The organism is Photorhabdus laumondii subsp. laumondii (assembly GCF_003343245.1).
GTDB lineage: Bacteria > Pseudomonadota > Gammaproteobacteria > Enterobacterales > Enterobacteriaceae > Photorhabdus > Photorhabdus laumondii.
In genome coordinates, this window is sequence record NZ_CP024901.1 from 478,434 (window position 1) to 503,587 (window position 25,154).

Genomic DNA, 25,154 nt, shown 5'->3' on the forward strand with positions numbered 1-25,154 from the left:
AACATGAGTAAAGAAAATAACAAAGAACTGCTGGATAGCAAAATCAATTTAAATTCAACATATTTATCCAAAGAGATTCAGAGAAGATTAAAACAAGCTTCATTTATATTTAATCCTAGCCAAAAAACTTTAAATTGCCAGTTAAATAGTTCACAAATTAAATTATTTTCTGAAATATGTCTGTTCTTGGAGCAGGATGATAACTTAGATATTCTTGCTTCTTGCATACACGACTTATGGTGTGCAAAATATTTAGTCGATAATAAAACTGCTATGCAAGACTCAATAACAAAACTTGAAATTGAGTACAACTTACAGGTTAATTTTTTAAAACCTTATCAAGCATTCACTGAAAAAGAGAAGAAATTTGAGAAAAGGTTAATAAAGAGTGACCTGAGTATTATATCGGAAGTAATAAAAGATACTTGTTCATACGATGATAATATTGTGTCTGATAATTTTAATTATGAGAGCTTACTTTCTACAAACGATACTATTTTTTCTGATTTAATGACAATATTAGGCCACAGTGACAGCGTAATAGAAGTTGCAGCAAAAAGAATCCATGCTGGCTGGTTTGATATAATGAAAGAATTTTATGCCCATGATGAAAGAGTTCAATGCCAAGAAAATTCAAACATTGATAACTCAGATTTTATAAAAAATAGGGATGGGATACGCATTGATCTCGCTGCTATTTATATTGTACTGATGGAAATAAAATATAATAACTTTTACATGGAGATTTAAAATGATACATCTATTTCTATCACCTCATTTAGATGATGCAGCTTTAAGCGCTGGCGGTTTAATACATAAATTAGTTTCAGAAAATCAAAAGGTGATTATTTTAACATTTTTTACTGAATATGATAAAGACCTGACATCTCATTACTCACACTCTGCACATAATGATAATATATATTCATTTATAAAACTTTATTCAAAGCGAGCTAATGAGGATATTGCTTTTTGCAATAAATTATCAGTGATTCCAATACATGGTAAAATTTTAGATTGCATTTACAGGACCGATCAATACGGTGAACCTATGTATAAAAATTCGGCCATGATTTATACTGGCCAGATACATAAATCAGATGATGCATCCGATATGGCTCAAGAGCTAATTGACAAAATATTGTTAAATTATCAACCTGATTATATCTATGCCCCTTTGGGGATAGGTCGACATGTAGACCATATCATAATAAATAATCTTGTACCTAATATAAAAGGTTCACGTAAGTTTAAGATATTGCTTTATGAAGATTTTCCCTATGTTTTAGGTGAATACCCTATTATTAACCCTGATAGTTTGGAAAGTGCTTTATTAAGAAATAATAAATTTGATAAGCGTGCCATATTGGTGGATATTGATTTAAAAGAAAAAGCACAAAACATCCTATTTTATGAGTCTCAATTAGAACCTCTATTTGATAATAAATCAAACATTTTAATTTCATTGGAGAAATATCATCGAACTATTAATGAAATAAAAGTGCAAGAGCGTTTTTGGTTAATTCGATAAAGGATTTTTAATGAAAAAAATATTCATAATATACCATGATCTTTTCTTGAATGGATATGGTGGGGTAGAAACGGTATGTTCGAATTTAATAAATTTGATTGGCCGTGCCAACATTGAAATTGATTTCATTTTCATATCTCTGAATAAGAAAAATAGAATTGAAAATCGTGATTGGTTATCTCATGCTCAATATATCTCCTTAACGCCAAGCAATGACGAATCTCGCCCGGATATTGCATGTGAACTGTCCTTGATATTAGAAAGATTTCACCCCGAGATTTTAATAAGTTTAGACACAACATCTTGTAATATTGCTCGACTTTCCTGTGAAAAAATTAATTTCCCGGTAAAAACTTACTCTTGGCTGCATACTTCCATTAGAAATCCTACCTCACAAAAAATTAAAGATTTATGCTGTGCCGACGAGCACCTTGTAATTAGTTCTGGTTTAAGAGATCAAATGTTATCCTTTGGAATAAAAACAGACAAGCTTCATCTTATTTTCAATCCTATCAAGATGAACTCTTTTATCATTCCTCAACCAAAACACATAGCCAGATTCTTATATGTTGGCAGAATTCTTGCCTATAAGTCAAAAAATCTAACTGAACTGTTTTTAGCGCTTTCACAATTGCATGGTCATTGGGAGTTACATATAGTAGGTTCTGGTGATGATGAGGTTTATTTAAAAGAATTATCTTCACAACTTAATATAAGTAACAATATTATTTGGCACGGTTGGAAAAATCAGCCTTGGGAATTTGTGATGGATAATATAAAAGAGGTGTCCGCTTTTATTTTAACCTCAAAATATGAAGGCTTTGGCATGGTATTAGCGGAAGCAATATCTTATGGTATCTATTGTATAAGTTCAGATTGTCAATGTGGCCCGGGTGATATTATCAATGATTTTAATGGTGAACTTTATAAATCAGGTAGTATTCCTGAGTTGTCTGAAAAATTACAACTCATTATTGACGAATATAAAATAAGAGATCATCAAGCAATAAAAAATTCTATTGCCTTTCTTTATGAAGATAATTTCCTGTTAAGAATCACTAAGGCTTTACCTGTATTAGCTCAGATCTAATGTACGACAGTTATTAGTTCAAAAACGCGTTGCTATCTATCTCTAGTCAAATCGGAGGATTGGCAGCAGAATATGGCATCGTTTTTCCGCAACGCTCTGCTGCCTGAAGCACTTGAGGATGTAAATAATGATTAACTGCTATTGCATGCAGGGTTTTGAAACAACTCTATGAATACTGGCTGATATTGATTCAACAAACAAAGGAAATAGAAGGAACCCTTAAGTCGCATTCATTGCAAACGGCTCAGTGGCAGCAATGCGGTATTTTAATCTAGGGCACCAGAGCAGCCATAAAATACATGTAATCGTTATAACTTGAATGGAATGGAGTTGTCTCCTGAAGAATACAGGCTTTTCTTCACAGTGGTTAACAACTCCTTTAGGCTCGTCGTTAAATAGGTGGAAAATGCTTCTTGTCCTACACTTCTGTCGTATATAGGTGCGGGTATAAATCGTCTCATCTCGTTGTGAAAGTGACCAGAAGCAACAATAATTTCAATCGAGTCGATTCTGGCTTGAAGCAATTCCTCAAAGTTATCAAGCTGATAATCTGATACTTTTCTTTTAATGAGTTCTATGTCTGGTGTCGTATTTTGCTGACTTAACCATAATAAATCCCACATATCGCGGTATCGAATTTGAGATGTAGTAGCAGGGAATGCTATCAGCTTATCGGCCATGATTTCAGGCAGGGTTTCGACAGACACAAGGAGATCAGCATATCCGTCGGGTAACACTGAATAATTTCTTATCAATGAACGGGGGGTGTTTGTATAGGCAGGAATATTGGCGATTTCTATTTTTATGCGCTGTTTTGGCAGGTCTTTACGTTCAGGCGCAGTAGTGACGGATATTTGCCATTTATCCACTTTTACTTCTGCATACTCCGGTTTGTTTCGTAGTTCATTCGGTTCCTTTACCGTGACCTCAAGCCCATATCGTACACCCAGGTATTTCTCGATACACTCTTTGATTCTACTCAAATCAGCGGAACAGAAACCACGCCCACCAGCAAAATCCAGATCTTCGCTAAATCGGTTAGAGCCGTAGCAGAGCCTTAGCGATGTACCACCCTGAAAGGTAATCTCCTTGAGTAAACCGTCCTTAGAAAGACAAAACAGGATGTCATAATGCAACAGTTCTTTTTCTACAACTGGCCTCAGGTTTGCCAGTCTGTCTTGTTCAATGACTTCATCAACAATGGCGTTAAAGTTAACGTGGCTAGACATAGTTGAGTTCCTCTAGTTGAACTAAATGCATATTCCTCCCCACTCTTTTTTGGTCACGCAGAGCAGTCTCTTTTTTTGCGATACGCAGGGGGCCACGGCTTTCTAATGTTGCCTTCAGAATTTCGCTAGGCTCTCTGCTGGTGTGGGTGATTTCAATGACTCCCCACGGTGTTTTAAACTCTCCAGCTCTGCCAGTAGACATGATTGTCAGGCGGTCGATTGGGATTTGTGAGATGAACCCATATTGAGATAAAGCTGACTCCAGGCTGATGTAATTATATTCGCCTCGTCGGATATTTTTGGCGATAGTCTCCAAGGGATAGCTTCCTATGCTGGCCCGCGTATAGACATAAACCCCTTTGGTAATGCGAAGTAACAGTCCGGCTTTGATGAGGCGATCAATAGATTTTTGCAATGTTCGAGAAGTCTCGTCAGCAAAGATGACTTCCAAATCCTGTAAAAGGAAAACGGCTCTTCCCATTTTGCTGAATTCATCTAATTTGTTAATTGCTGTGAGCATATCCATTGTGTTATCTCTACTGTAAAATCCCTTTAAAGGGTGTTTTGTGTGTAGATACTCATCATAACAATTATTTGTATACAAAAAAACCATTTCCGGGGGATGTGTGTAAAAAGGAGTTAAACCTGATGCCCTCCTCTTCGGAGAGCATTTGTTTACCCTTTGTTTTTGATACTGTTGATAAATGTTTCTCGTGCCGTTGAAGATCCAAGGCGCTCCGCTTCATCCAGCAATTTGAGTGCCTTATCGATATTGCCATTGCTAATTTCTTTTTTAATTGCATCACTGAAATAACGTTCTGTATCACTCAGGACTGGTTTGACTTTTTGCAGCGTAGACGGCGTTACGATGGCTTGTGTTGGCCCGACAATGATCGGTTCTTGTGCTGGACTTGAGAAGACTTGACCAATCGTGATGTTGCTGGCGTTTTGTTCCGATCTCACTTTCAGCTTCAACGTACCGGTTTGTGTGTGGCGGGCAACGGGATCGGGAATCGCGGGAACGGCATTACCGACGCCTTGCGCGTAAGCTTTGGCCGGATCAACCATTTGGGTGGATTTCTGCAAATCGGTACGGGTGGTGTAGACCAGTACATAAATTTGTTGTTGCCCCAGTGCTGGTGTTAGCTTTAGTGTGCCTTCCAGCCGATCGGTGGACATAACCCCCGGACGTTCATAGGGAAAATAACTGCTCGGGTAAAATGCGGCGGGGCGTAACCCTTGATCCAGGACTAAAACATTTGGCACGTAAACTTGTTTATCTTGTACTAAGCTGCTCAGGGTAATATCCAAAGAGCCCCGGTTTGCCGGCAGCGCGAATGCGGCTATCGGCCCCTGAATCTCTCCCTCATTAAGATGCTGAGATGCTGCATTGAGGATAATGGTTTGAGTATCACTGGTATTAATCGGTTGCCAGCTCAGTTTTTGCAATGCTGTTATCGAGAGGGACGGGGCGACAATATCCTGTTTTGTGGTTGTTTTAGCTGTGATAGTTGCTTGAGTTGCGGTAATGGGCGTTGCATATCCTATAAGAGGAAATGTGCTACAGAGTACCGCGCTAAGGCAACATGAGAGCAGTTTAGTTTTCATCTCTTACCCTTGTTCGGTTGAAAAAAAGAGACTGATGCCCACGGTCAAGAGGCATATCAGTCTATACCCGTTATCTTTCAAGTTGCCTCTTTGTTGGCTGCACTCACTCACCCCGGTCACATAGTTTGCTATGATCCCGGGGATTCGTTCCCTTGCCGCCGCGATGTATCTTGAAATCCATAGGGTATAAAAGGCGTTAACCATTACAAATCATTTGATTGATCTGAGATCAAATCGTTGTAACCGGATTACCACCAAGCTTCGAATTGTGCACCAAAGGTAAATTCATCATCGTCGCCACGGCTGAATTTATGCGTTGCGGTATCACGGTAGGCCATTCCATCGATGTAACCGTCTTTTTTGTTCGCATTACCCCATTTTTCATTCCATTTTGCATAGGTGGCGAACAGGCGAATGGCCGGGCGCGACCAAATGCTGTCACCTGCCTGCCATTGTTGGGCTAGGGTGATTTTGTACTGATCATTGGTGTCATGAGTACGTTGGGATTTGACGTTATCATAACCAATGTCCAGCAGGGTGCTCATCGTCGATGTCCATTTGTACATTGGACGTACACCAACCGTATACCATGTGTTGCCATTGTTGTTGTCACGGTCAGTATCCTGATACATCGCTACGTACATGAGATCCCATTTTTCTGCGAGATTAATCGCGCCATGATTCAGAATACGTAACATATAACCGTCATTGTTTACGCTGGCACCTTCAGAATGACCACTGTTGGAGGAGGTCATGGAATCTGTCGCGTACTGTACGACAAATTTGTTGAAGCCTCCTAACATGCTCTGTGTATGTTCGGCGGTAAACATGAAACCATCTTTGGAAGCATGACGGTCAAGTTTGTAGTGATCTCGCGCGTTGGCGCGTCCATAGTCAAAACCAAGCTCCAGATTGCCGCCTGGGTTAACTTCCAGACCGGATAGACGTATATCGTAGACATCATTGGAGGTGGGAATTTCTTTGCGCTGACTAGCAATCCAGCCATAAGAACCACCAGATTCAGTGTTACGGGTGACGGCCAGCGCGAGCTTACTAAAGCCGAGATCAATATCTTGCAGGCCTGCACCCGGACCAGAGATATCCCAGTAGTAGAAGTCAATCATATGTACGTCATGGCGCTGGTAGAAGCGTTTACCTGCCCACAATGTTGAACCCGGTAACCAATCGATGACGTTCTTCGCTTGAACATTCACCTCACGGAACGCAGGGTCGGTGGATTCCCAATCATTTTTTTGCGCCACGGAATACGCCACGTTGGTATCGAAGTAGAAACTCTTATTACCGTCCTTCCATAGTTCTTGACCTAGCTTAAGCTCAGCATAGGTTTCACATTCATTACCTAAACGGTATTTGCTCTGTGCGCCGGTGCTTTGGAAACACTGTTGCTCACCGCCGCTGCCGGTCCAACCAATACCAGAACGGGCGTAACCGTGGAATTCTACGGCTGACGCCTCGATAGACAGTAATCCGGCCATAATGGTTAGTGAGATAGGTAATATACGCATTGATTTCATCAATTATTCTCCTGTCGTTTTTTGATTAGCTCAGGCTTAAACACCGGGTTCTTCATGCAGACGCTGGCATGCGGTTCCGTCTTCTCGGAATAAATGGCAGCGGTGGGGAGGTAATCCGATGGTGAAGGTAGATCCTTCTTCCACCAGTACAACATCAGGCTGGCGATAAACCAGATTCTGATGAATGGCCGGGATTTCAATGTGAACCTGGGTTTCATTTCCTAACTGCTCGACAACTTGCACTATGCCTTCCAACGTGACATCAGCGATATCACTTGGCAGGAGGTGTTCAGGACGTATCCCCAGAGAGACATTACTGCCTACTTTTACCCCCTTGCTTTCTACGGGCAGCCAGATTTGCTGTCGGTTGGGCAGAGTAATCTGTACCTGATCAATAGCGGTAGCCGTGACTTTAACTGGCAGGAAATTCATTTTGGGTGAACCAATAAAGCTGGCAACAAAGCGATTAACCGGGTAATGGTAAAGTTCAAGAGGTTTGCCAATCTGGGCAACATCTCCACCATCCAGTACCACGATTCTGTCGGCCAGCGTCATCGCTTCAACCTGATCGTGGGTGACATAAATCATCGTACGTTGCAATCGTTTGTGTAGGCGTGAGATTTCAATGCGCATTTGGACCCGCAGTGCGGCGTCCAGATTGGAAAGCGGTTCGTCTAACAGAAAAACACTGGGTTCAGCTACCAGAGTACGGCCAATAGCAACGCGTTGACGTTGCCCACCTGATAGGGCTTTAGGGCGGCGATCAAGCAGGTGAGCGAGTTGAAGCATCTCGGCAATTTGTTTTACCCGTTGCTGAATATCACTTTTTTTAGCGCCCGCCAGCTTCATGCCGAATGACATATTGTCTGCAACAGACAGGTGGGGATACAGTGCATAAGACTGAAAAACCATCCCAACGCCGCGTTTGGCGGGGGGCACATCGTTCATTCGGATGTTATTGATCAGCAAATCACCGGAAGTCACATCTTCCAGACCCGCAATCATCCTTAATATTGTCGATTTTCCACAACCCGATGGACCGACAAAAACGATAAATTCTCCTTCTTGTATCTCAAGGTTGATGTTCTTGGAAATAATAGTTTCACCATAAGCCTTCGATACATTATGTAATGTGACGCTCGACATGTGTTCCCCCGGACTTATCACCGCAATTCGCGGTGAAAAATAATAACCCAGAGTGTGTTTAAGATGACGGGTGAGTAAATCCTCCATACCCAAATTTTTTATGGGGGAGGAGTTAGGAGGATGAGATAAGCGTTGTTGAGCTGGTTAGGTATGAGCTACTGGATAAATTGTGATATTTATCGCAAAAAAAGATGCCCCTTTTTGTGGGCAACGGCACGCTTCTTCTGTTTTTGTAATAGAGATCACACCCATTCCGGGCAGGGCGTAGAGTAGGGGAGGATGAGTATTTCCATTGTTAATTGCACACTAGATCAGCACTCTCCGCCAATGTAACAAAACAGTTCACTCTGAACCTACTTAAACTATAAGGACGGAATGATGATAAAAACAACCTTAAAAGTAGGCGCCCGTACTTTAGCGCTTTCTGTTTTAGCCACGCTGGTGTTATCTGCCTCTGCTTTTGCAAAAATAGAGGAAGGTAAGCTAGTTATCTGGATCAACGGTGATAAAGGCTACAATGGCCTGGCACAAGTTGGTGAGAAGTTTGAGAAAGATACGGGTGTCAATGTTACGGTTGAGCATCCAGACAAGCTTGCAGAGAAGTATTCACAGGTTGCAGCAACCGGCGATGGGCCGGATATTATTTTCTGGGCTCATGATCGCTTTGGCGGCTATGCACAGTCTGGTCTGGTGACAGAAATCACGCCAGATCCGAGCTTCAAAGATAAGCTATTTCCGTTTACCTGGGATGCTGTGCGTTACGACGGTAAACTGGTTGGTTACCCTATCGCGGTTGAAGCCCTCTCTCTTATCTACAATAAAGACTTGGTGAAGACACCACCAAAAACGTGGGAAGAGATCCCGGCTCTGGATAAGGCGCTGAAGAGTAAAGGCAAAAGTGCCATTATGTTTAATCTGCAAGAGCCATATTTCTCTTGGCCGTTGATTGCTGCGGACGGAGGATATGCTTTCAAGCTGGAAAATGGCGCATATGATGTGAAGAATGCCGGAGTGAATAATACGGGTGCCAAATCAGGCCTGCGTTTCATTATCGATTTGGTGAGAAATAAGCATCTAAATATAGATACTGACTATTCCATTGCTGAGGCGGCGTTCAACAAAGGTGAAACGGCGATGACCATCAACGGTCCGTGGGCGTGGGCCAACATCGACAAGAGCAAGGTAAATTACGGTGTGGCATTGTTGCCGACCTTTAACGGTCATCCGTCCAAGCCGTTTGTTGGTGTATTGACGGCAGGTATCAATACTGCCAGCCCGAATAAAGAGCTAGCCAAAGAGTTCTTGGAAAACTACTTGCTGACCAACGAAGGTCTGGAGATGGTGAATAAAGATAAGCCGTTGGGGGCTGTGTCATTGAAATCCTATCACGATATTCTGGCTAAGGACCCACGTATTGCAGCCACGATGGAAAATGCTAAAAACGGCGAAATCATGCCGAACGTCTCACAAATGAGCAGTTTTTGGTATGCCATGCGCAACGCTATTGTTAATGCGTTGGCTGGCCGTCAGACCGTTGATGCCGCACTAAGTGATGCCGAAGCCCGTATAACTAAGTAACCTGTGAGAACTCTTTTTTGAAGGAGTTCTCTTTCCTGCAACCAGTAAGGATGCCTGTTTGCAGGAAGATTGATTAAGCTATCCGCAAAGCTGTTACGTCGTAGTAAAAAGGAAGAGCATTATGTCAGCGACGCTCGAAAAAACATCATGGTGGCAGCATTCTGCTCTGAAATGGCTTGCAGTGAGCCTGTGTGTACTCTTTACCGGTTATCTGGTGGTATTGATGTACTCACAGGGAGAGTATCTGTTTGCAATGGTGACACTGGTATTGTTAGGTATGGGGATTTATGTTTTTTCCAACCGCAATACTTATGCCTGGCGCTATACCTATCCGGGTGTGGCAGGCATGGGATTGTTTGTACTGTTTCCACTCATTTGCACCATTGCTATCGCCTTCACCAACTATAGTAGTATCAATCAACTGACTTTTGAACGCGCACAATCTGTCCTGATGAGCCGTCAGTATCAGTCAGGGCAAGCATTGACTTTTAAGCTCTATCCAAAATCGGATTTGTGGGTTTTGGCACTGAGTATACCGAGCCAAACGAAGCAACTAGTGTCCGAACCGTTTTCGCTGTCAGCAATGGAAGAGACGACTCTGCATGTGTATGAGCAGGATAATCTTGAGAACGGTGAAGCAGCGACATTGCGCATTATTACCCAGAATCGACAGGCATTGAACCAGTTGGTTGTTGTTTTACCGGATGGTAACCGGCTGAAAATGAGTTCGCTACGTCAATTCTCTGGAGTGCACCCTCAATACTCTCTTGGGGAAGATGGTGAGTCCCTCACCGACAATCAAACAGGTACGCTTTATCGCCCCAATACCGATACCGGTTTCTATCAGTCTGTCAATGCTGAGGGAACATGGGGTAATGAGACTTTGACGCCAGGATTTACTGTTACCATCGGCTGGAAAAATTTCCTGCGGGTGATACAGGATGAAGGTATTCAGAAACCATTCCTCGCTATTTTCGTTTGGACAGTTGTGTTTTCTCTGTTCACTGTGGTGCTGACAGTTGCTGTTGGCATGGTTTTGGCTTGCATCGTGCAGTGGGAAGCGCTGAAAGGTCGTGCTGTTTATCGCGTGTTGTTGATCTTACCCTATGCAGTACCATCGTTTATTTCTATTTTGATTTTCAAGGGGTTGTTTAACCAAAGTTTTGGTGAGATCAATCTGTTGCTTAACGGTCTATTCGGTCTTAAACCGGCTTGGTTTACCGATCCAACGATGGCGCGAACCATGCTGATTGTAGTGAATGCCTGGCTTGGATATCCCTACATGATGATCCTCTGCATGGGGTTATTGAAAGCAATACCCGATGATCTGTATGAAGCATCGGCAATGGATGGTGCAGGGCCGTTTCAGAACTTTTTTAAGATTACTTTCCCGTTGTTGATAAAACCATTGACGCCGCTGATGATTGCCAGCTTTGCCTTTAACTTTAACAACTTTGTTCTGATTCAGTTGTTAACCCTTGGTGGACCAGATCGCATTGGCACCACGACGCCGGCAGGCTATACCGATTTACTGGTGAGTTACACCTACCGTATTGCTTTCGACGGCAGTAGTGGGCAGGACTTTGGCTTGGCTGCGGCGATTGCGACAGTGATCTTTTTGTTGGTTGGTGCACTGGCGGTTATTAACCTGAAAGCTACCCGTATTAAATTTGACTAAGGAAGGAATGCAATGGCAATGGTTCAACCCAAATCACAGAAATGGCGTTTGTTAGCGACACATTTGTTGATGTTTACCTTTATTGCCATGATCTTATTCCCTCTACTGATGGTTATTACTATCTCCCTGCGGCCGGGGAACTTTGCTACGGGGAGTTTGATCCCGGAAAATATCTCTTGGGAACATTGGAAATTGGCACTGGGTTACAGTGTGGTATCACCGGATGGCCGTGTTACTCCGCCACCTTTCCCGGTTATGCTATGGCTCTGGAACTCTGTTAAGGTGGCCTTTATTACCGCTGTAGGTATCGTTACCTTATCAACGACTTGTGCTTATGCTTTTGCCCGTATGCATTTTCGCGGTAAAAGTACTTTACTGAAAGGCATGCTCATTTTTCAGATGTTCCCGGCGGTACTTTCCTTGGTGGCGCTGTATGCTTTGTTTGATCGACTAGGGGAATATGTACCGTTTATTGGCCTTAATACCCACGGTGGTGTGATTTTTGCTTACTTGGGGGGCATTGCGTTGCATGTCTGGACGATTAAAGGTTATTTCGAAACCATTGATGGCTCCTTGGAAGAGGCTGCCGCGCTTGATGGTGCGACACCGTGGCAAGCTTTCCGTATGGTGCTGCTACCGCTTTCGGTACCGATTCTGGCAGTGGTATTCATTCTTTCCTTCATTGGTGTGATTACGGAAGTGCCTGTTGCCTCACTGCTTTTGCGAGATGTGAACAATTACACTTTGGCGGTGGGCATGCAGCAGTACCTTAACCCACAGAACTATCTTTGGGGAGATTTTGCCGCCGCTGCTGTGCTCTCGGCACTCCCGATTACCATCGTCTTCTTGGTTGCTCAGCGCTGGTTGGTCAGTGGTTTGACCGCCGGGGGAGTAAAAGGCTAATCGCAATATTCTCAATGTGAATCCCTTTAATATATTGAGATTAAAGGGATTCACGGAAGTATCAATTATTGCTGGTGGTGAACTTGACGATTTAATTGCCATGACAGGAGATCGGTAAATGCCTGCCAACGTTTGAACTGTTTGGTTTGGTCTGCTGTCATTGGCTGGGGGTCACCGAGTAATAATCCTGTTTGATTTGCCCACGGTCGAAATTCACCTTTGCCTATCATGACATAAGCTCCTTGCTGTGTAATAGTGACTTCCGGGTTATATCCTTGACACCAGATAGGGTCTAGATGTTCAGCCAGCAAATTACAGCCGGTACGGTAATAAGCTGTATGTGACAAGCTCAAATGGTAGAGGGTTGGCCAAATGTCTTTATGACTGCCGACTCTGGTAGCATCAAAAGTTGCGTTTTGGCGATAAGCGGGCGGCACGTAGAGATAAAACGGTACACCGTGGCCGATTGCCAACTCATGAGCATCTGGATAACTGATACCTCGAATATTATGGTCACCGGTTGCCGCAATAATGGTATGGGAAGCCAATGACTGAGATTTTACCCAACTAATAAATTGTCCTAATTGATCATTGGCGTAACGCAGGGTATGAAAAACCTCTTGTAACTCACTACCACTAGCCAAATGACTTAAACGTTGTTTCTCGGTATCACTCAGCTTGATGTCGGTTTTCTGATAACCTGCCGGCGATTTATACGGTGGGTGATGAGTAGTAGATAACGACATAATCAGAACATGCTCCCCGTTCTTTTCTGCCTGAGTTAAGCGCTCTTCAATATAACGGAACATAAACTCATCAGGTACACCCCAGGTATCGAATTTGGCTTCTGGATAGCGTTTTTTCAGCCCATTTTGATCGATAAATTCACTGACTCCCAGGTTTGGCAGGAACTGATTCAAATTACGCCATGCGCCGTTACCGGATGTGACGAAGATAATTTTGTAACCATTCGCCAGATAGGGTTTGAACATATTGCTGGTGAAATCGAGATGCTGCGCGGTGGATTGACTGACTGCGCTGTTTGGGCTGCGGATCAAGAAACGGCTTAAACTATCAATGGTGCCATCTCCTTCAGAAATGAAACGTTCAAAACGCCAGTCGTTTTGCCAGTGCTGGCGTAGAGCGCCAAAAACATCAAGATCTGGGCGATCCAAACTTTGTAGGTGATAACCCATACTCTCCATGACGTTAAATATTACATGAGGCGGATTTTTTTGAGCGGTGGGATTATCGGCAGTTTTAGCCATAAACGGTGACAGATTTGCGGGGGTTGGCTTCTCTAGAAAATGGTTTAATAACCAGCTACCTTGTGCATCTGTTGCTTCTGGGAAGTGGCTGTTTTTGTAATGATCATTAAACGCCCAATTCAGTGCCATTGGGCCATTAGGTGTCAGCATATTAAGCATTTTGACTTCTGAAACTTGTGTATTGGACTGACGTAGTGGAAAGGTGCCTATGGAGCCACGCATGCCAATGAAACAGACAGTCAAAATAACCAGCGTCGCCATCGCAGAAACCGGCAGACTGGTTTTGCGCTCTGTGCGTGAAATAAGGTAGCGTTGCCAGAGCAGACAGGACCAGAAAACAGTCATTGCGAACAGCGCTAAACAGAGCAAACTTTCAATCACCGGATAGTCGTTCCATAGGGTGTGCAGCACGGCTTGCGTATCATCTTCCACTAAGCCGAAGATGAAAATATCGAACGACCGTTCATAAGTGGCATAGTAGTAAACATTACTTACCGTCAAAGCCCCGACTACGGTATTGAGTGTTGTTGCCAACCACGGATAGGCGTGTTGCCATATGTTGAAGCTGTTTTTATTAATGGCAAATAAGCTAGCAATCAGCAGACAAGGCACAAACAGCAGACTGGCAATACGAATATCAAACAATCCGCCGATCCAGAACATTCGTTCCACGTCTTGAGTAGAGTCAATGAAGAGCTGATAACTGCCATAAGTTAAGAGAAGATAGATTCTTCCCGCCATTTGTGTTGCTACCGTTAGCAACCAGGGAAGTAAAAGTGCGATAAAAGCCAGTTTAAATCTGGAAAACCACATAATGCCTTCTTATTGGTAATAGATTGGTAAGGTTAATTTAGTGTTTAGCAGGTCAAGATCCTATCTCATTCAGCAACTTACTGCCTATCCCATTGGGTTATTTTATTTGCTATTTTTTGCAGTAGAGTAGTTATTGGTCAGACAAACGTGGTTGAAAGAGGGTTCACACTACAAACCATCTTTACCTCGAAAAGGCACTCCAGCCGATATAAGGCAGGAGAGGAATGTCGATGAGGTGTCAGCCTGGTTGATTTTAAATTCACTTTACATATAAAGATGCATCGCGGCGGCAAGGGAGCGAATCCCCGGGAGCAAATCCCCGGGAGCATAGAGAACGATGTGACTGGGGGGAGCGAGTGCAGCCAACAAAGAGGCAACTTGAAAGATGATGGGTATATATTGATAGCGATTAATGAGCCATTTCATGTGATATTTATCACATTTTTTTATGTCCATATGATAAATATCATGATCTTGTGGTCATAATATTTAGAGAGCGAAATTCTCTGTTATTTGTCTCCACTCCATCCTACCTAGCTGGACGCGGTCTATTGTTCTCTCTAACGCCACGTATTAAATGATGGCTATTTTACGCTGTCATTTTTTTACCGCGGAACAGACCGGCGCTATTTAAAAGAGCCGCATGTCATGGCTCGTTTAATAGCCTCTTGCGTTATCCCCGTTTCAGGATAATGGTTCAATTATGTAGGGTTTCAAATATGGATGGATTAGTTTTCACCTGCCGAATTGGCGCACTGCCCCAAACCACCTTTCAGGTAGCGCAATTTACTTTACAGGAAGAGCTGTCACAGCTTTATCGCCTGACGTTAAAGGTGGTGAGCTCACGTGATGACATTCCCCTGAATGAACAACTGGGGGACAGCGCGTCACTGACCATTACCCGCAATGGCGTCACCGAACGGACCATTAATGGTTTAATAACCGGGGCTGAACAGGGTAATACCGATGGTCGTAGCACTTTTTATATTTTCACTGTCCGCCCCACAATGTGGCTGATGACGCTCAATCAGGATAGCCGTATTTTCCATCTGAAGTCTGTACCCGAAATCTTAACGATCTTGCTTAAAGATCATCGTATTTTATTTACCCGCGATACGCTCTATAAACGCCATGCCGAACGGGAATACACCACGCAAAAACGCGAATCCGCTTATGATTTCTGGTGCCGGCTGGCGGCGGAAGAGGGCATTATCTTCTGGTTTGAGGAAGAACAGACGTTGTTCTGTGATTGCCACTTGGGCATGCAGGCGGATATCGCTCTGACTTACAATACGCATCCTGAAACGGACGAGACCGATACCACGGCGTACCAGTGGAGCTATGGCGAATACCTGTGTTCGAATGGCACGGTCCAGAAAGACCATAACTTTCTTAACCCCAAATATTCGCTTGAGCATCAGAAGCAATCCGACGATAGCGGGCACCATTCGGTGTTTGAAAGTTACGGGCGTTTCCAGTGGGACGAGGAAGGAAAACCTTTTACCCAACTGCGGCTGGAACAGTTACGAAACTACAGTAAAGTCGGTACCGCCAAAACCAACTGCATCCGGCTGCGGCCGGGCAAGATTTTTACCCTGCAATCCCATCCCATAGAAGCCATGAACGCCCGCTGGCAGTTAATCTCTGTCACGCATCATGGGTGGCAACCTGTCGCATCAGACGACGGGGGTGAAGGCACAACACTGACCAACGAGGTCGCCTTTATTCCCGGAAACCAGGACTGGCGGCCGCCTTACCGCTACAAACCGCTGGCGGACGGTGATGAAGTCGCCACGGTGGTCGGGGTGGGAAGCGAAGAGATTTATGTGAACGAACACGGCGCGATACGGATCCATTTCCACTGGAACCGTTACGATAAAGCGGACGACAACGCGTCTTGTTGGGTACGGGTGGCACAAGGCTGGAACGGCAACGGTTTCGGTTTTATGGCGATACCGCGCGTCGGGCAGGAGGTGATTGTCAGCTATCTCAACGGCGATATCGACCGCCCGATTGTGACGGGGTGTACCTATAATGGCCTCAACCGCCCGCCTCTTAATTTACCGGCGGAGAAAACCCGTACCACTTTTAAAACCCGGACTCACGGAGGAGAGGGATTTAATGAACTGCGCTTTGAGGATAATAAAGGAAGCGAGGAAGTGTTTATTCATGCTCAGAGGGATATGAATAGCCAGATTCTCCGGGACAAAACCACGCAGATAGGCCATGACCAGCAAACAGAAGTGGCGCATAACCGCACCGCGATAATTAAAAACGATGATGATGAAGCCGTGCAGGGCGGCCAGACGCTTGAAGTCGGTCAAAATCAAACGGTGACCATTAAAGGTCAGCAAGCCCTTTCCATTGGTAAAAGCCATCAATTAAACATCGCCGATAACCAGCAAATTACCGTGGGTAAACATATCACGGTGCACTCTGAAAGCGGGCAAATCATCATTGGGAACGCAGGCGGACAGATAGTTATTGACCCGATGGGCAATATCCGCATCGAAGGGGTCAGCATCACCATGACTGACCATATCACCGGCAAGAAATCCGCCGGTGCGCTGTTTGACTACTCCGCCCGCTATACCCTGCTCAGTGAACAGAGCGGTAAACCACTGGCCCATACCCGCTATACCATTACCACCGCTGGCGGTCAGACCCTTTCCGGTAAAACCGATGCGTTGGGCAGAACGGTGATTGTACAGAGTGAGGCGGAAGAAAATTTGCAACTGAGTTCACCAGAAAACCCACCGAAACCGAAGCAAACCTTATATCAGGCCAGTGATAACACACCGGTAGAGCATGTTATGGAATTTACGGAGAAATAAGTATGGCAATATCTAATAGTGGTAAAATGTGTCCGGCCGTGACCTCAATTAACTGTACGATGGAAATCGGCGTCTTTCCCGCCGATGAAGACCCTTGCTATCTGGCGGAAAAAGCTGAATATGCCCTGCGCCTGCCGGCAATGATTATGACCAAACTGGGCGCTATTCGCTTTCTTAATCAAGTCATTATGAGTGGGTTGATTAAGGTTGAGGAGCTTAAGCATGACTTTCTGTGGCCCTATAAAGCAGAAGTGGTGTTTGCTATCCGGGGGAAGAAGGATGTTCCTCTGCCCATGCTGGCGACCAGTCTGGCCTCTAAACAGCGTTATAGCGATAACTTACCGCAATCCAGTAATCCGTTTGCCCGGCCTTCTGCCGAAGACGCGGAGGAATTTGGTGTTAAACGTATTCGGCGTCCCGATATTATTCTAGTTAAAGATGAAGCTCTCCGCTGGCCGGGCAGAAATGCCACCTACTTCGATGATTCTGTGCACCCTGATAATCTAAAGATGTTGATTGAGGTGAAATTTCCGGGCGATAAACTTGCCGAAGATCAAGAAATAGATTACATCCAAATTGCGACCGAAGACCGCTTTGGGGTGATGCGTGTCGACGATAACCGTACAGAAGAGCAAAAACAGTATGACGAAGCGTGGCGAAAACTTTATCAGCCCGGTTCCCAACACTATAAAAATCCGATCCCACTGGCCCCGCTGCCGCCCGGTTCGCCGCCTGATGATGAAGCTTTACCCGTACCGCCCGCAGAGGGTGTGCCGGGGACCATTCCGCAACCCTTGACAAAAAATCCACCGCTTCTCAGCACTTCCCGCTGGTCGTTTTTACCCAGCTATGAAGACTGGGTCGTCCTCGGGCAGGAGGTGGCGGGTCTGGCCGAAAATGGGTTGAATTATGTCCGCGACAGTACTCGGGAGCTTCTTGCCCAATTTGGTTCATGGCTCAATCAAACCGGCAAGTGGGTGTGTGAAGAGATTATTGACCCGATAAGCCATCAGGTCAGCTACGCTTTTTCCTGGGCTAATGAACAAACGGGAAAAATCGTGACTTGGACGGAGAGTGAGATAAAAGCCCGGTGGCAGACGGTGCAACAGGGTTCAGACGTCACCCTGGAAGAGCTTAAAAACATTAGCTGGATGCAGATATCAAAAGAGGTGGGGGAAGGCATGCTGGAAATGGTGGTGATTGTTGCCGGAGTTGCCGTTGTTATCCTTGTCACCCTTGCCGTCGCTGCCGCACTGATTGCACTGGTGGAAATTTTAGCTGCCGCTGCCGCAGTTAGCGCCGCCGCGTTAGCCGCCGTCCTAGCAATATTGGCGAGTGTGACATTCGCCACCGCTTCATAATTAACGGAGAGAAAATATGGAAACTTTAGATTACTTTGCCCAGTTGAGATCACAACTGACCTCTTTTCTTTTTACCAATGCTGATGAGCTGACCGTTTCCCGTCTTGGCCTCTCGATTACTCTGTTTTTTAAACAGGGTTACACCCTAGAGAAAAAGCAACGCATTCTGGCTTGCTACCGGCATTTTCGCGAAGAGTTTGGTACTCACCTGCGTTTTCACAGTCATTCACTGAAAGGGTTAAGCAAATATTCACCGGAAAATATTATTAAGATAGAGGAAGGCATTCTCGCCAGGAAAAAAAATCGGCTTTGTGGTTGGGTTGTTAGTAATGCTAAAAATGAAGATGAGGCACCTCGTTATCTGATGCGTTATCTGGATTCTGATGAGGATGATGGTGACGATAGTAGCTCCTATCTGAGTCTGGTGCTGCCCTGGGATTATCTGAAAGAACAAGAGGGCATGACCCGGTTTATGGCCTGGCTGGATTTTCTGTGTGAACAGCTTGAACCGGACAGTGGTGACTGTGGTTACTGTCTGGTCCTGCCCAAAGATTACTATGACTATTTTCCTTTAGAGTACCAACTGGCACAACGTTACCCTTCCTTGCAAGTGAACTCCGCAGTTCATACAGCTAAATTACAGTATGAACACTCCATCCGGGGCATTAACTGGATCACCCTGCTGTCCAAACGTTTTGTAAACCGACTGGGTGGGGAATACTGGATACGTCATGTGCTGCGCCCCTACCGGGATGTGGTGATTAGTTCTTATTCCAATGGCCTGATTATCCGGGCCGGTGAATACCCGGATTTAACGCCACTACCGGGTAGTGTCCCGGAGAGTTATTTTGCTATTAACCAACTGATACGTCCGATACGGGTGATACCTCGTGAAGGCCATTCATTGCACTTCTATGGTGAAGGTCATTTTAATTCAACTTCTACCCTGGCCTGGTATGCCCGTTATGACCGGGGACCGCTACAAGTGACACCTTTGAAAGGTGACCATCCAGCACTGGTCAGTGGGATCTGGCAAACCGACAGCCTGCCGGGCAGGCAGTATTTCTTTGCTCAGGGGGCGATGGCTTTTGATGTTGAAGGTGCAGAGACGGGTACAACTATCTGGCATCTGGTACGGGAAGCGGCAAGTATGTGGGAATAACAGATTATCCACCGATTCATCACTCACGGAGAAAATGATGGAAACTGTAGATTACTTTGCCCAGTTGAAATCACAACTGGCCGCGTTTACCTTCCTCAATGGCGATGGGCTGACTGTTTCTCGTCTTGGGATTTCTATCACCCTGTTTTTTAAACAAGGCTATACCCAGGAGAAAAAACAGCGCATTCTGGCCTGCTACCGGCGCTTTCGCGAAGAATTTGGTACCTACCTGCGTTTTCATCGTCATTCATTGAAAGGGCTAAAAAAATATTCTCCAGAAAATATTGCTAAAGTGGAAGAAGGTATTCTTAATCAGAAAAAAAACCAGCTTTCTACTTGGGATATCAGTGACGCCAAAAATATCTATGAAGCTCCCCGCTATCTGATGCATTATCTGGATTCCGATGAAGCTGATGGTGACAACAGTAGCTCCTACCTGAGTCTGGTGCTGCCCTGGGATTATCTAAAAGAACAAGAGGGCATGACCCGGTTTATGGCCTGGTTAGAGTTTCTGTGTGAACAACTCGAACCGGATAGTGGGGACTGTGGCTACTGTCTGGTGCTGCCCAGAGATTACCATGACTACTTTCCCTTAGAGTACCAGCTAGCGCAACGTTACCCTTCATTGCAGGTTAATTCTGCGGTTCATACAGCCAAATTACAGTATGGGCATTCCATCCGTGGCATTAATTGGATCACCCTGCTGTCCAAACGATTTGTAAACCGACTGGGTGGAGAATTCTGGATACGTCAGGTGCTGCGCCCCTACCGGGATGTGGTGATTACTTCTTACCGTGATGGCCTGATTATCCGGGCCGGTCAATACCCGGACTTAACGCCACTCCCGGGCAGTGTCCCGGAGAGTTATTTTGCTATTAACCAACTGATACGCCCAATACGAGTCATTCCCCGTGAAGGCCATTCCCTGCACTTTTATGGTGAAGGTCATTTTGATGATATTTCCACACTGGCTTGGTATGCCCGTTATGACCGGGGACCGCTACAAGTGACACCTTTGAAAGGTGACCATCCAGCACTGGTCAGTGGGATCTGGCAAACCGACAGCCTGCCGGGCAGGCAGTATTTCTTTGCTCAGGGGGTGATGGCTTTTGATGTTGAAGGTGCAGAGACGGGCACAACCCTCTGGCATCTGGTACGGGAAGCGGCAAGTATGTGGGAATAACAAATTATCCACCGACTCATCACTCACGGAGAAAATGATGGAAACTGTAGATTACTTTGCCCAACTGAGATCACAACTGACCTCTTTTCTTTTTCGTAATGGCGATGGACTGACCGTTTCCCGTCTGGGGATTTCTATCACCTTGTTTTTTAAACAGGGTTACACCCAGGCGAAAAAACAACGCATTCTGGCCTGCTACCAGCGTTTTCGGGAAGAGTTTGGCTCTCACTTGCGTTTTCACCGTCATGAGCTGGAAAGGCTAAAAAAATATTCACCGGAAAATATTGCTAAAGTGGAAGAGGGTATTCTTAATCAGAAAAAAAACCAGTTTTCTGGTTGGGTGGTCAGTGATGCCAAAAATGAAGATGAGGCACCTCATTATCTGATGCGTTATCTGGATTCCCGGGAAATAAGCGGTGATAACGGCAGTTCTTACCTAAGCCTGGCACTTCCTTGGAATTATCTGAAAGAACAAGAGGGCATGGCTCGTTTTATGGCCTGGCTGGAGTTTTTGTGTGAACAACTTGAACCGGATAGTGGGGACTGTGGCTACTGTCTGGTCTTACCCAATGACTTCTATGACTACTTTCCTTTAGAGTATCAACTGGCGCAACGTTACCCTTCCTTGCAAGTTAACTCCGCAGTGTTCACAGCTAAATTACAGTATGGGCATTCCATCCGGAGCATTAACTGGATCACCCTGCTGTCCAAACGCTTTGTAAACCGACTGGGCGGGGAATTCTGGATACATCATGTACTGCGCCGCTACCGGGATGTAGTGATTACGCCTTATTCCAATGGTCTGATGATCCGCGCCGGTCAATACCCGGACTTAACGCCACTACCGGGCAGTGTCCCGGAGAGTTATTTTGCCATTAACCAACTGATACGTCCGATACGGGTGATACCTTGTGAAGGCCATTCATTGCACTTCTATGGTGAAGGTCATTTTAATTCAACTTCCACCCTGGCTTGGTATGCCCGTTATGACCGGGGACCGCTACAAGTGACCCCTTTGAGAGGTGACCATCCGGCACTGGTCAGCGGGATCTGGCAAACTGACAGCCTGCCGGGCAGGCAGTATTTCTTTGCTCAGGGTGCGATGGCTTTTGATGTTGAAGGTGCAGAACCGGGCACAACTGTATGGCATTTAATACGAGAAACGGAAAATACAACGGAGTAAATAATGCGCAGTGTAGTGGAAAGTAAAAAAGTTATCCTTAAAGGTGATACCACAACAACCGGAGGTGAGGTTTTAAAGGGTTCCGATTTGGTAAACCAACACCTATCGGTTGCCTGTAAAGGTGCCCCGGTGTTTTGTCCCGCCTGTAAACAAACCGGCGTTGTTGCGGAAGGTTCTAACTTGTTTAATATACAAGGAATACCTGTCGCGCTGGAGGGGCATCTTGTTAATTGTGGTTGCCCGACTGGCGCTTGTCGATTAAAGGTACGGTCATAACTATCAAATGCTAAAGCCTTTAATTGAAATACCCATAAAACCAGAGCAGGTTTTAAACTGTGATTAAAAGTTGTTTTTTTAACGGATGATTTTAATCGGTATCTGGTTTTAATCGTTTTTTATCTTTTGGATATCTGCTTTTTGCTAAATTTAAACATTATGATATATACCCTATGGATTTCAAGATGCATCGCGACGGCAAGGGAGAGAATCCCCGGGAGCATAGATAACTATGTGACCGGGGTGAACGAGTGCAGCCAACAAAGAGGCAACTTGAAAGATGACGGGTATATCGTGGTTTTACGTTTAAACGAACATTAATCATATCCGATTTATTTTTACTGACACTGTTTTACTGGCATTGTTTTACCAATTGGTTTTACTGGCAATTCTGTGGGTTTTTATGAATCATCCCCCTTTGTTTTTTTCTTTATTAAATCAATAATAAATAGTTTTCTAGTATGGAGATACCATTAATGTTTTTTTAGGATAAATCCTTTTTAGTGCTTAAATTCAGCTAAATTAATCGTTTTATCTTTTCTTTAATCGCATTTTTATTGATTGCTTCGCAAAATGATAGTGAGAAAATACTTGAATGTCAGTTTATTCTATTAATGTTATTTTACGTGATTATTGCTTTTCAACCCTCGGTTAATGGTTAGTGAATTTCGACTAAATGTCATTAATCACACTACTGAAATCTTTGATTCGTTGTGTTAAATCAGTCTGTTGAGTGAAATGTTTAATCTCTCCCTGTTTGTCTTTTTAAATAATCATGACTGGTTAGGTAAATGTAAAATAAGTGGAGGATAGTATGTATTACCGATTTACCGATAAATGGATTAAACATAGCGGAGAATAGGTTGTTTTTAGTCACTTTATGCCTTTTGAAAAGTTGTTATCAGTGTAAATAACTTTTCATAATTATAATACACTCACTCTTTTTATTCTCTGCTATTCCTGTAGGGACATGAATTTAAAAACGTTTTCACTTTCTCAAGCAATTGCCACATATACTGACAGCCATGATTTCGTGTCACCGTTTCATGTAAGGATTGCCACAGACGCTCAATTTTATTCAGCCAGGGTGAATAAACAGGTAAAAACAACAGATTAAATTTAGGATGACAAGCCAGCCAATCTCTGACCCGTCGGCTTTTATGGATACTGTAATTATCCAAAATCAAAGTGAGGGTTTCAGCATGACAATACTGGCGTTCAAGTTCTTCCAATACATTGATAAATAACTGAGAATTCTTATTTAACCCGTCAGCATAAGTCACTTTTCCCGTTTGAACATTCAGGCAACCTGCAAAATAATGTTTTTGGTTTTTTCCTGGTGTCACTATACGTTTCTGTTGCCCTTTTAAATACCAGTCAGCCCCGATTTTTGGATTCAGCTCGATGTCGACTTCATCTTCATAAAAAACGGGATGTTTTTCTGAACACGTTGACAATGCCTCGGTAATTTTCGCCATTTTTTCATGGTACTCGGGATCGGGTAATTTAAGCGTCGGGGCTGCCCTTCGCCACACGATACCCATTTTATGTAAGTAACGATAGAAGGTACTGATGGATAATTTTATGTTTAATAATTCATTGATTTTAATTATAAAAAACTCAAGACTCCAGCGAGAACGCAGGCAGCCCAATTGCTGGGGAGAATATTGCAATAAAAAAGACAGTAAAGGATAAAGCGGGATTAAATTCCAGACAGCGGGTCTGCCCACAGGCAGGCTTTTGAGTCCTTCCAGACCATATAAAGTCAACCAGTTTATCCAGCGATAGACAGAAGAACGACTGGCGCAAAGGGTTTTGGCGACCAGAGAGACAGACTCGCCTCGATGCAGCATCAATATGGCCATGAGCCTGCGAGCATAATCTTTATCTCGGGTGTTCTGGATAATTTTTTTCATCTGGCGTCGTTCATTGCGGGGTATAGGTGCTATGATAGGCATAACTCAGTCCGTTTAGTGGTTTGGGATTATCTACAATTGATCAGATTGCAAAAATTGGACTGAGTTCCCTCCAAGTGTTCTACTATTTTGAAAAGTTATTTACTACCTATTTTTTAATCCTTAGTTGATTAATCACCGGTAAAAGAGAAATGTAAGTTAAAAAAGTAATGTTAAAAATATGATAAGCTTGTACTGTGGTTTTCATTCTGATGGGGTGCTTGTTTTTAATTGGAAACCTGTTGTAACGAACGGTTTTTATTGCTTAATTGTGGTGAGTTTAATAGCTTTTACATTTTCTGAACCGCATTTAATGTCCTTGTTTTCATTAAAATGATATTTAGGTTTTCTCGTTTCTCCTTTTTCTATATTTGATTTTTTAGATTTAAAACCAGTGGGGGTGGCAGATAGCTAACAGTATTAAAGTTAATGCCAATTTTTTTAATTATTTTTAATGTTGTTAAATACTCTTGCTTTTTCGGGGATGCTTCTCGGTTTTCTACAATTATAGTCTCTGATTTTTCGTAAACTTGTTGCAGTCAGGAAAAATCTTTTATTTAAGAGAATTGGTTTAATACTGTTAAAGCTGTTAAAGCTGTTAAAGCTGTTAAAGCTGTTAAAGCTGTTAAAGCTGTTAAAGCTGTTAAAGCTGTTAAAGCTGTTAAAGCTGTTAAAGCTGTTAAAGCTGTTAAAGCTGTTAAAGCTGTTAAAGCTGTTAAAGCTGTTAAAGCTGTTAAAGCTGTTAAAGCTGTTAAAGCTGTTAATGTGGTTAATACTGTTAAATGCTTTGCTAGGATATATTCTTGTTATCGGGTTAACGC

Annotated in this window: 19 protein-coding genes; 12 read left to right on the forward strand and 7 right to left on the reverse strand. The window is 43.9% G+C overall.

Translation table 11 applies throughout. The annotated features are described in order from the left end of the window. Window positions 1–3: 3 nt before the first annotated feature. The 3 genes from PluTT01m_RS02285 to waaB are packed head-to-tail and all read left to right on the forward strand — an operon-like array spanning window position 4 to window position 2,621. Complete coding sequence (locus tag PluTT01m_RS02285; protein WP_011144836.1) at window positions 4–750, forward strand: hypothetical protein; 747 nt, start codon at window positions 4–6, stop codon at window positions 748–750. A gap of 1 nt (window position 751) precedes the next feature. Beyond that, window positions 752–1,531, forward strand: coding sequence for a PIG-L family deacetylase (locus PluTT01m_RS02290; RefSeq protein ID WP_011144837.1), 780 nt, complete (start codon window positions 752–754; stop codon window positions 1,529–1,531). A gap of 10 nt (window positions 1,532–1,541) precedes the next feature. Next, the gene (waaB, locus tag PluTT01m_RS02295) at window positions 1,542–2,621 is read left to right on the forward strand and encodes a lipopolysaccharide 1,6-galactosyltransferase (RefSeq protein ID WP_011144838.1); all 1,080 of its coding nucleotides are present in this window, start codon (window positions 1,542–1,544) and stop codon (window positions 2,619–2,621) included. Window positions 2,622–2,929: 308 nt separating this feature from the next. Here waaB and PluTT01m_RS02300 read toward each other — a convergent pair whose 3' ends face one another. The 5 genes from PluTT01m_RS02300 to malK all read right to left on the reverse strand — a co-directional run bounded on the left by PluTT01m_RS02300 (window position 2,930) and on the right by malK (window position 8,139). Next, on the reverse strand, window positions 2,930–3,850 hold the full coding sequence (locus tag PluTT01m_RS02300; protein WP_011144839.1) for a nucleotidyl transferase AbiEii/AbiGii toxin family protein: 921 nt from the start codon (window positions 3,848–3,850) through the stop codon (window positions 2,930–2,932). Beyond that, entirely contained in the window at window positions 3,843–4,376 is a 534-nt protein-coding gene (gene abiEi / locus PluTT01m_RS02305) for a type IV toxin-antitoxin system AbiEi family antitoxin (RefSeq protein WP_041379887.1), read from the reverse strand. Before abiEi ends, PluTT01m_RS02300 begins: the two co-directional genes overlap by 8 nt. Before the next feature lie 149 nt (window positions 4,377–4,525). Next, entirely contained in the window at window positions 4,526–5,458 is a 933-nt protein-coding gene (malM, locus tag PluTT01m_RS02310) for a maltose operon protein MalM (RefSeq protein WP_011144841.1), read from the reverse strand. Window positions 5,459–5,706: 248 nt separating this feature from the next. Then, window positions 5,707–6,993, reverse strand: a complete 1,287-nt coding sequence (locus PluTT01m_RS02315) for a maltoporin (protein WP_011144842.1) — start codon at window positions 6,991–6,993, stop codon at window positions 5,707–5,709. A 36-nt stretch (window positions 6,994–7,029) separates the two neighbouring features. Continuing rightward, window positions 7,030–8,139: a maltose/maltodextrin ABC transporter ATP-binding protein MalK gene (malK, locus tag PluTT01m_RS02320; RefSeq protein WP_011144843.1), complete on the reverse strand. Its 1,110-nt coding sequence runs from the start codon at window positions 8,137–8,139 to the stop codon at window positions 7,030–7,032. Window positions 8,140–8,517: 378 nt separating this feature from the next. Here malK and malE point away from each other — a divergent pair, with 378 nt between their 5' ends. From malE to malG, 3 genes are all read left to right on the forward strand, one after another. Beyond that, window positions 8,518–9,717 carry a maltose/maltodextrin ABC transporter substrate-binding protein MalE gene (gene malE / locus PluTT01m_RS02325; RefSeq protein ID WP_011144844.1) on the forward strand — a complete coding sequence of 400 codons (1,200 nt, stop codon included), beginning with the start codon at window positions 8,518–8,520 and terminating at the stop codon, window positions 9,715–9,717. A 121-nt stretch (window positions 9,718–9,838) separates the two neighbouring features. Further along, the gene (gene malF / locus PluTT01m_RS02330) at window positions 9,839–11,395 is read left to right on the forward strand and encodes a maltose ABC transporter permease MalF (protein ID WP_011144845.1); all 1,557 of its coding nucleotides are present in this window, start codon (window positions 9,839–9,841) and stop codon (window positions 11,393–11,395) included. A gap of 12 nt (window positions 11,396–11,407) precedes the next feature. Next, window positions 11,408–12,298 (forward strand): maltose ABC transporter permease MalG, encoded by an 891-nt coding sequence (gene malG / locus PluTT01m_RS02335; protein ID WP_011144846.1) that lies wholly within the window; start codon window positions 11,408–11,410, stop codon window positions 12,296–12,298. 65 nt (window positions 12,299–12,363) lie between these two features. Here malG and PluTT01m_RS02340 read toward each other — a convergent pair whose 3' ends face one another. Then, window positions 12,364–14,379, reverse strand: coding sequence for an LTA synthase family protein (locus PluTT01m_RS02340; protein WP_011144847.1), 2,016 nt, complete (start codon window positions 14,377–14,379; stop codon window positions 12,364–12,366). A gap of 719 nt (window positions 14,380–15,098) precedes the next feature. On the opposite strand from PluTT01m_RS02340, the gene PluTT01m_RS02345 reads away from it, so the two are divergent. From PluTT01m_RS02345 to PluTT01m_RS02370, 6 genes are read left to right on the forward strand one after another with little or no spacing between them, the layout of a single operon-like run. Further along, complete coding sequence (locus tag PluTT01m_RS02345; protein WP_011144848.1) at window positions 15,099–17,213, forward strand: type VI secretion system Vgr family protein; 2,115 nt, start codon at window positions 15,099–15,101, stop codon at window positions 17,211–17,213. A gap of 2 nt (window positions 17,214–17,215) precedes the next feature. Then, the gene (locus PluTT01m_RS02350; RefSeq protein ID WP_011144849.1) at window positions 17,216–18,574 is read left to right on the forward strand and encodes a VRR-NUC domain-containing protein; all 1,359 of its coding nucleotides are present in this window, start codon (window positions 17,216–17,218) and stop codon (window positions 18,572–18,574) included. 16 nt (window positions 18,575–18,590) lie between these two features. After that, a complete protein-coding gene (locus PluTT01m_RS02355; protein ID WP_011144850.1) occupies window positions 18,591–19,736 on the forward strand; it encodes a DUF3396 domain-containing protein in 1,146 nt (381 codons plus the stop codon). Window positions 19,737–19,773: 37 nt separating this feature from the next. Next, window positions 19,774–20,919 (forward strand): DUF3396 domain-containing protein, encoded by a 1,146-nt coding sequence (locus PluTT01m_RS02360; protein WP_041379889.1) that lies wholly within the window; start codon window positions 19,774–19,776, stop codon window positions 20,917–20,919. 37 nt (window positions 20,920–20,956) lie between these two features. Further along, the gene (locus PluTT01m_RS02365; protein WP_011144852.1) at window positions 20,957–22,102 is read left to right on the forward strand and encodes a DUF3396 domain-containing protein; all 1,146 of its coding nucleotides are present in this window, start codon (window positions 20,957–20,959) and stop codon (window positions 22,100–22,102) included. Between the two features lie 3 nt (window positions 22,103–22,105). Then, complete coding sequence (locus PluTT01m_RS02370; RefSeq protein WP_011144853.1) at window positions 22,106–22,378, forward strand: PAAR domain-containing protein; 273 nt, start codon at window positions 22,106–22,108, stop codon at window positions 22,376–22,378. Window positions 22,379–23,322: 944 nt separating this feature from the next. Here PluTT01m_RS02370 and PluTT01m_RS02375 read toward each other — a convergent pair. Continuing rightward, window positions 23,323–24,336, reverse strand: coding sequence for an IS630-like element ISPlu10 family transposase (locus PluTT01m_RS02375; protein WP_011144854.1), 1,014 nt, complete (start codon window positions 24,334–24,336; stop codon window positions 23,323–23,325). Window positions 24,337–25,154: the final 818 nt, after the last annotated feature.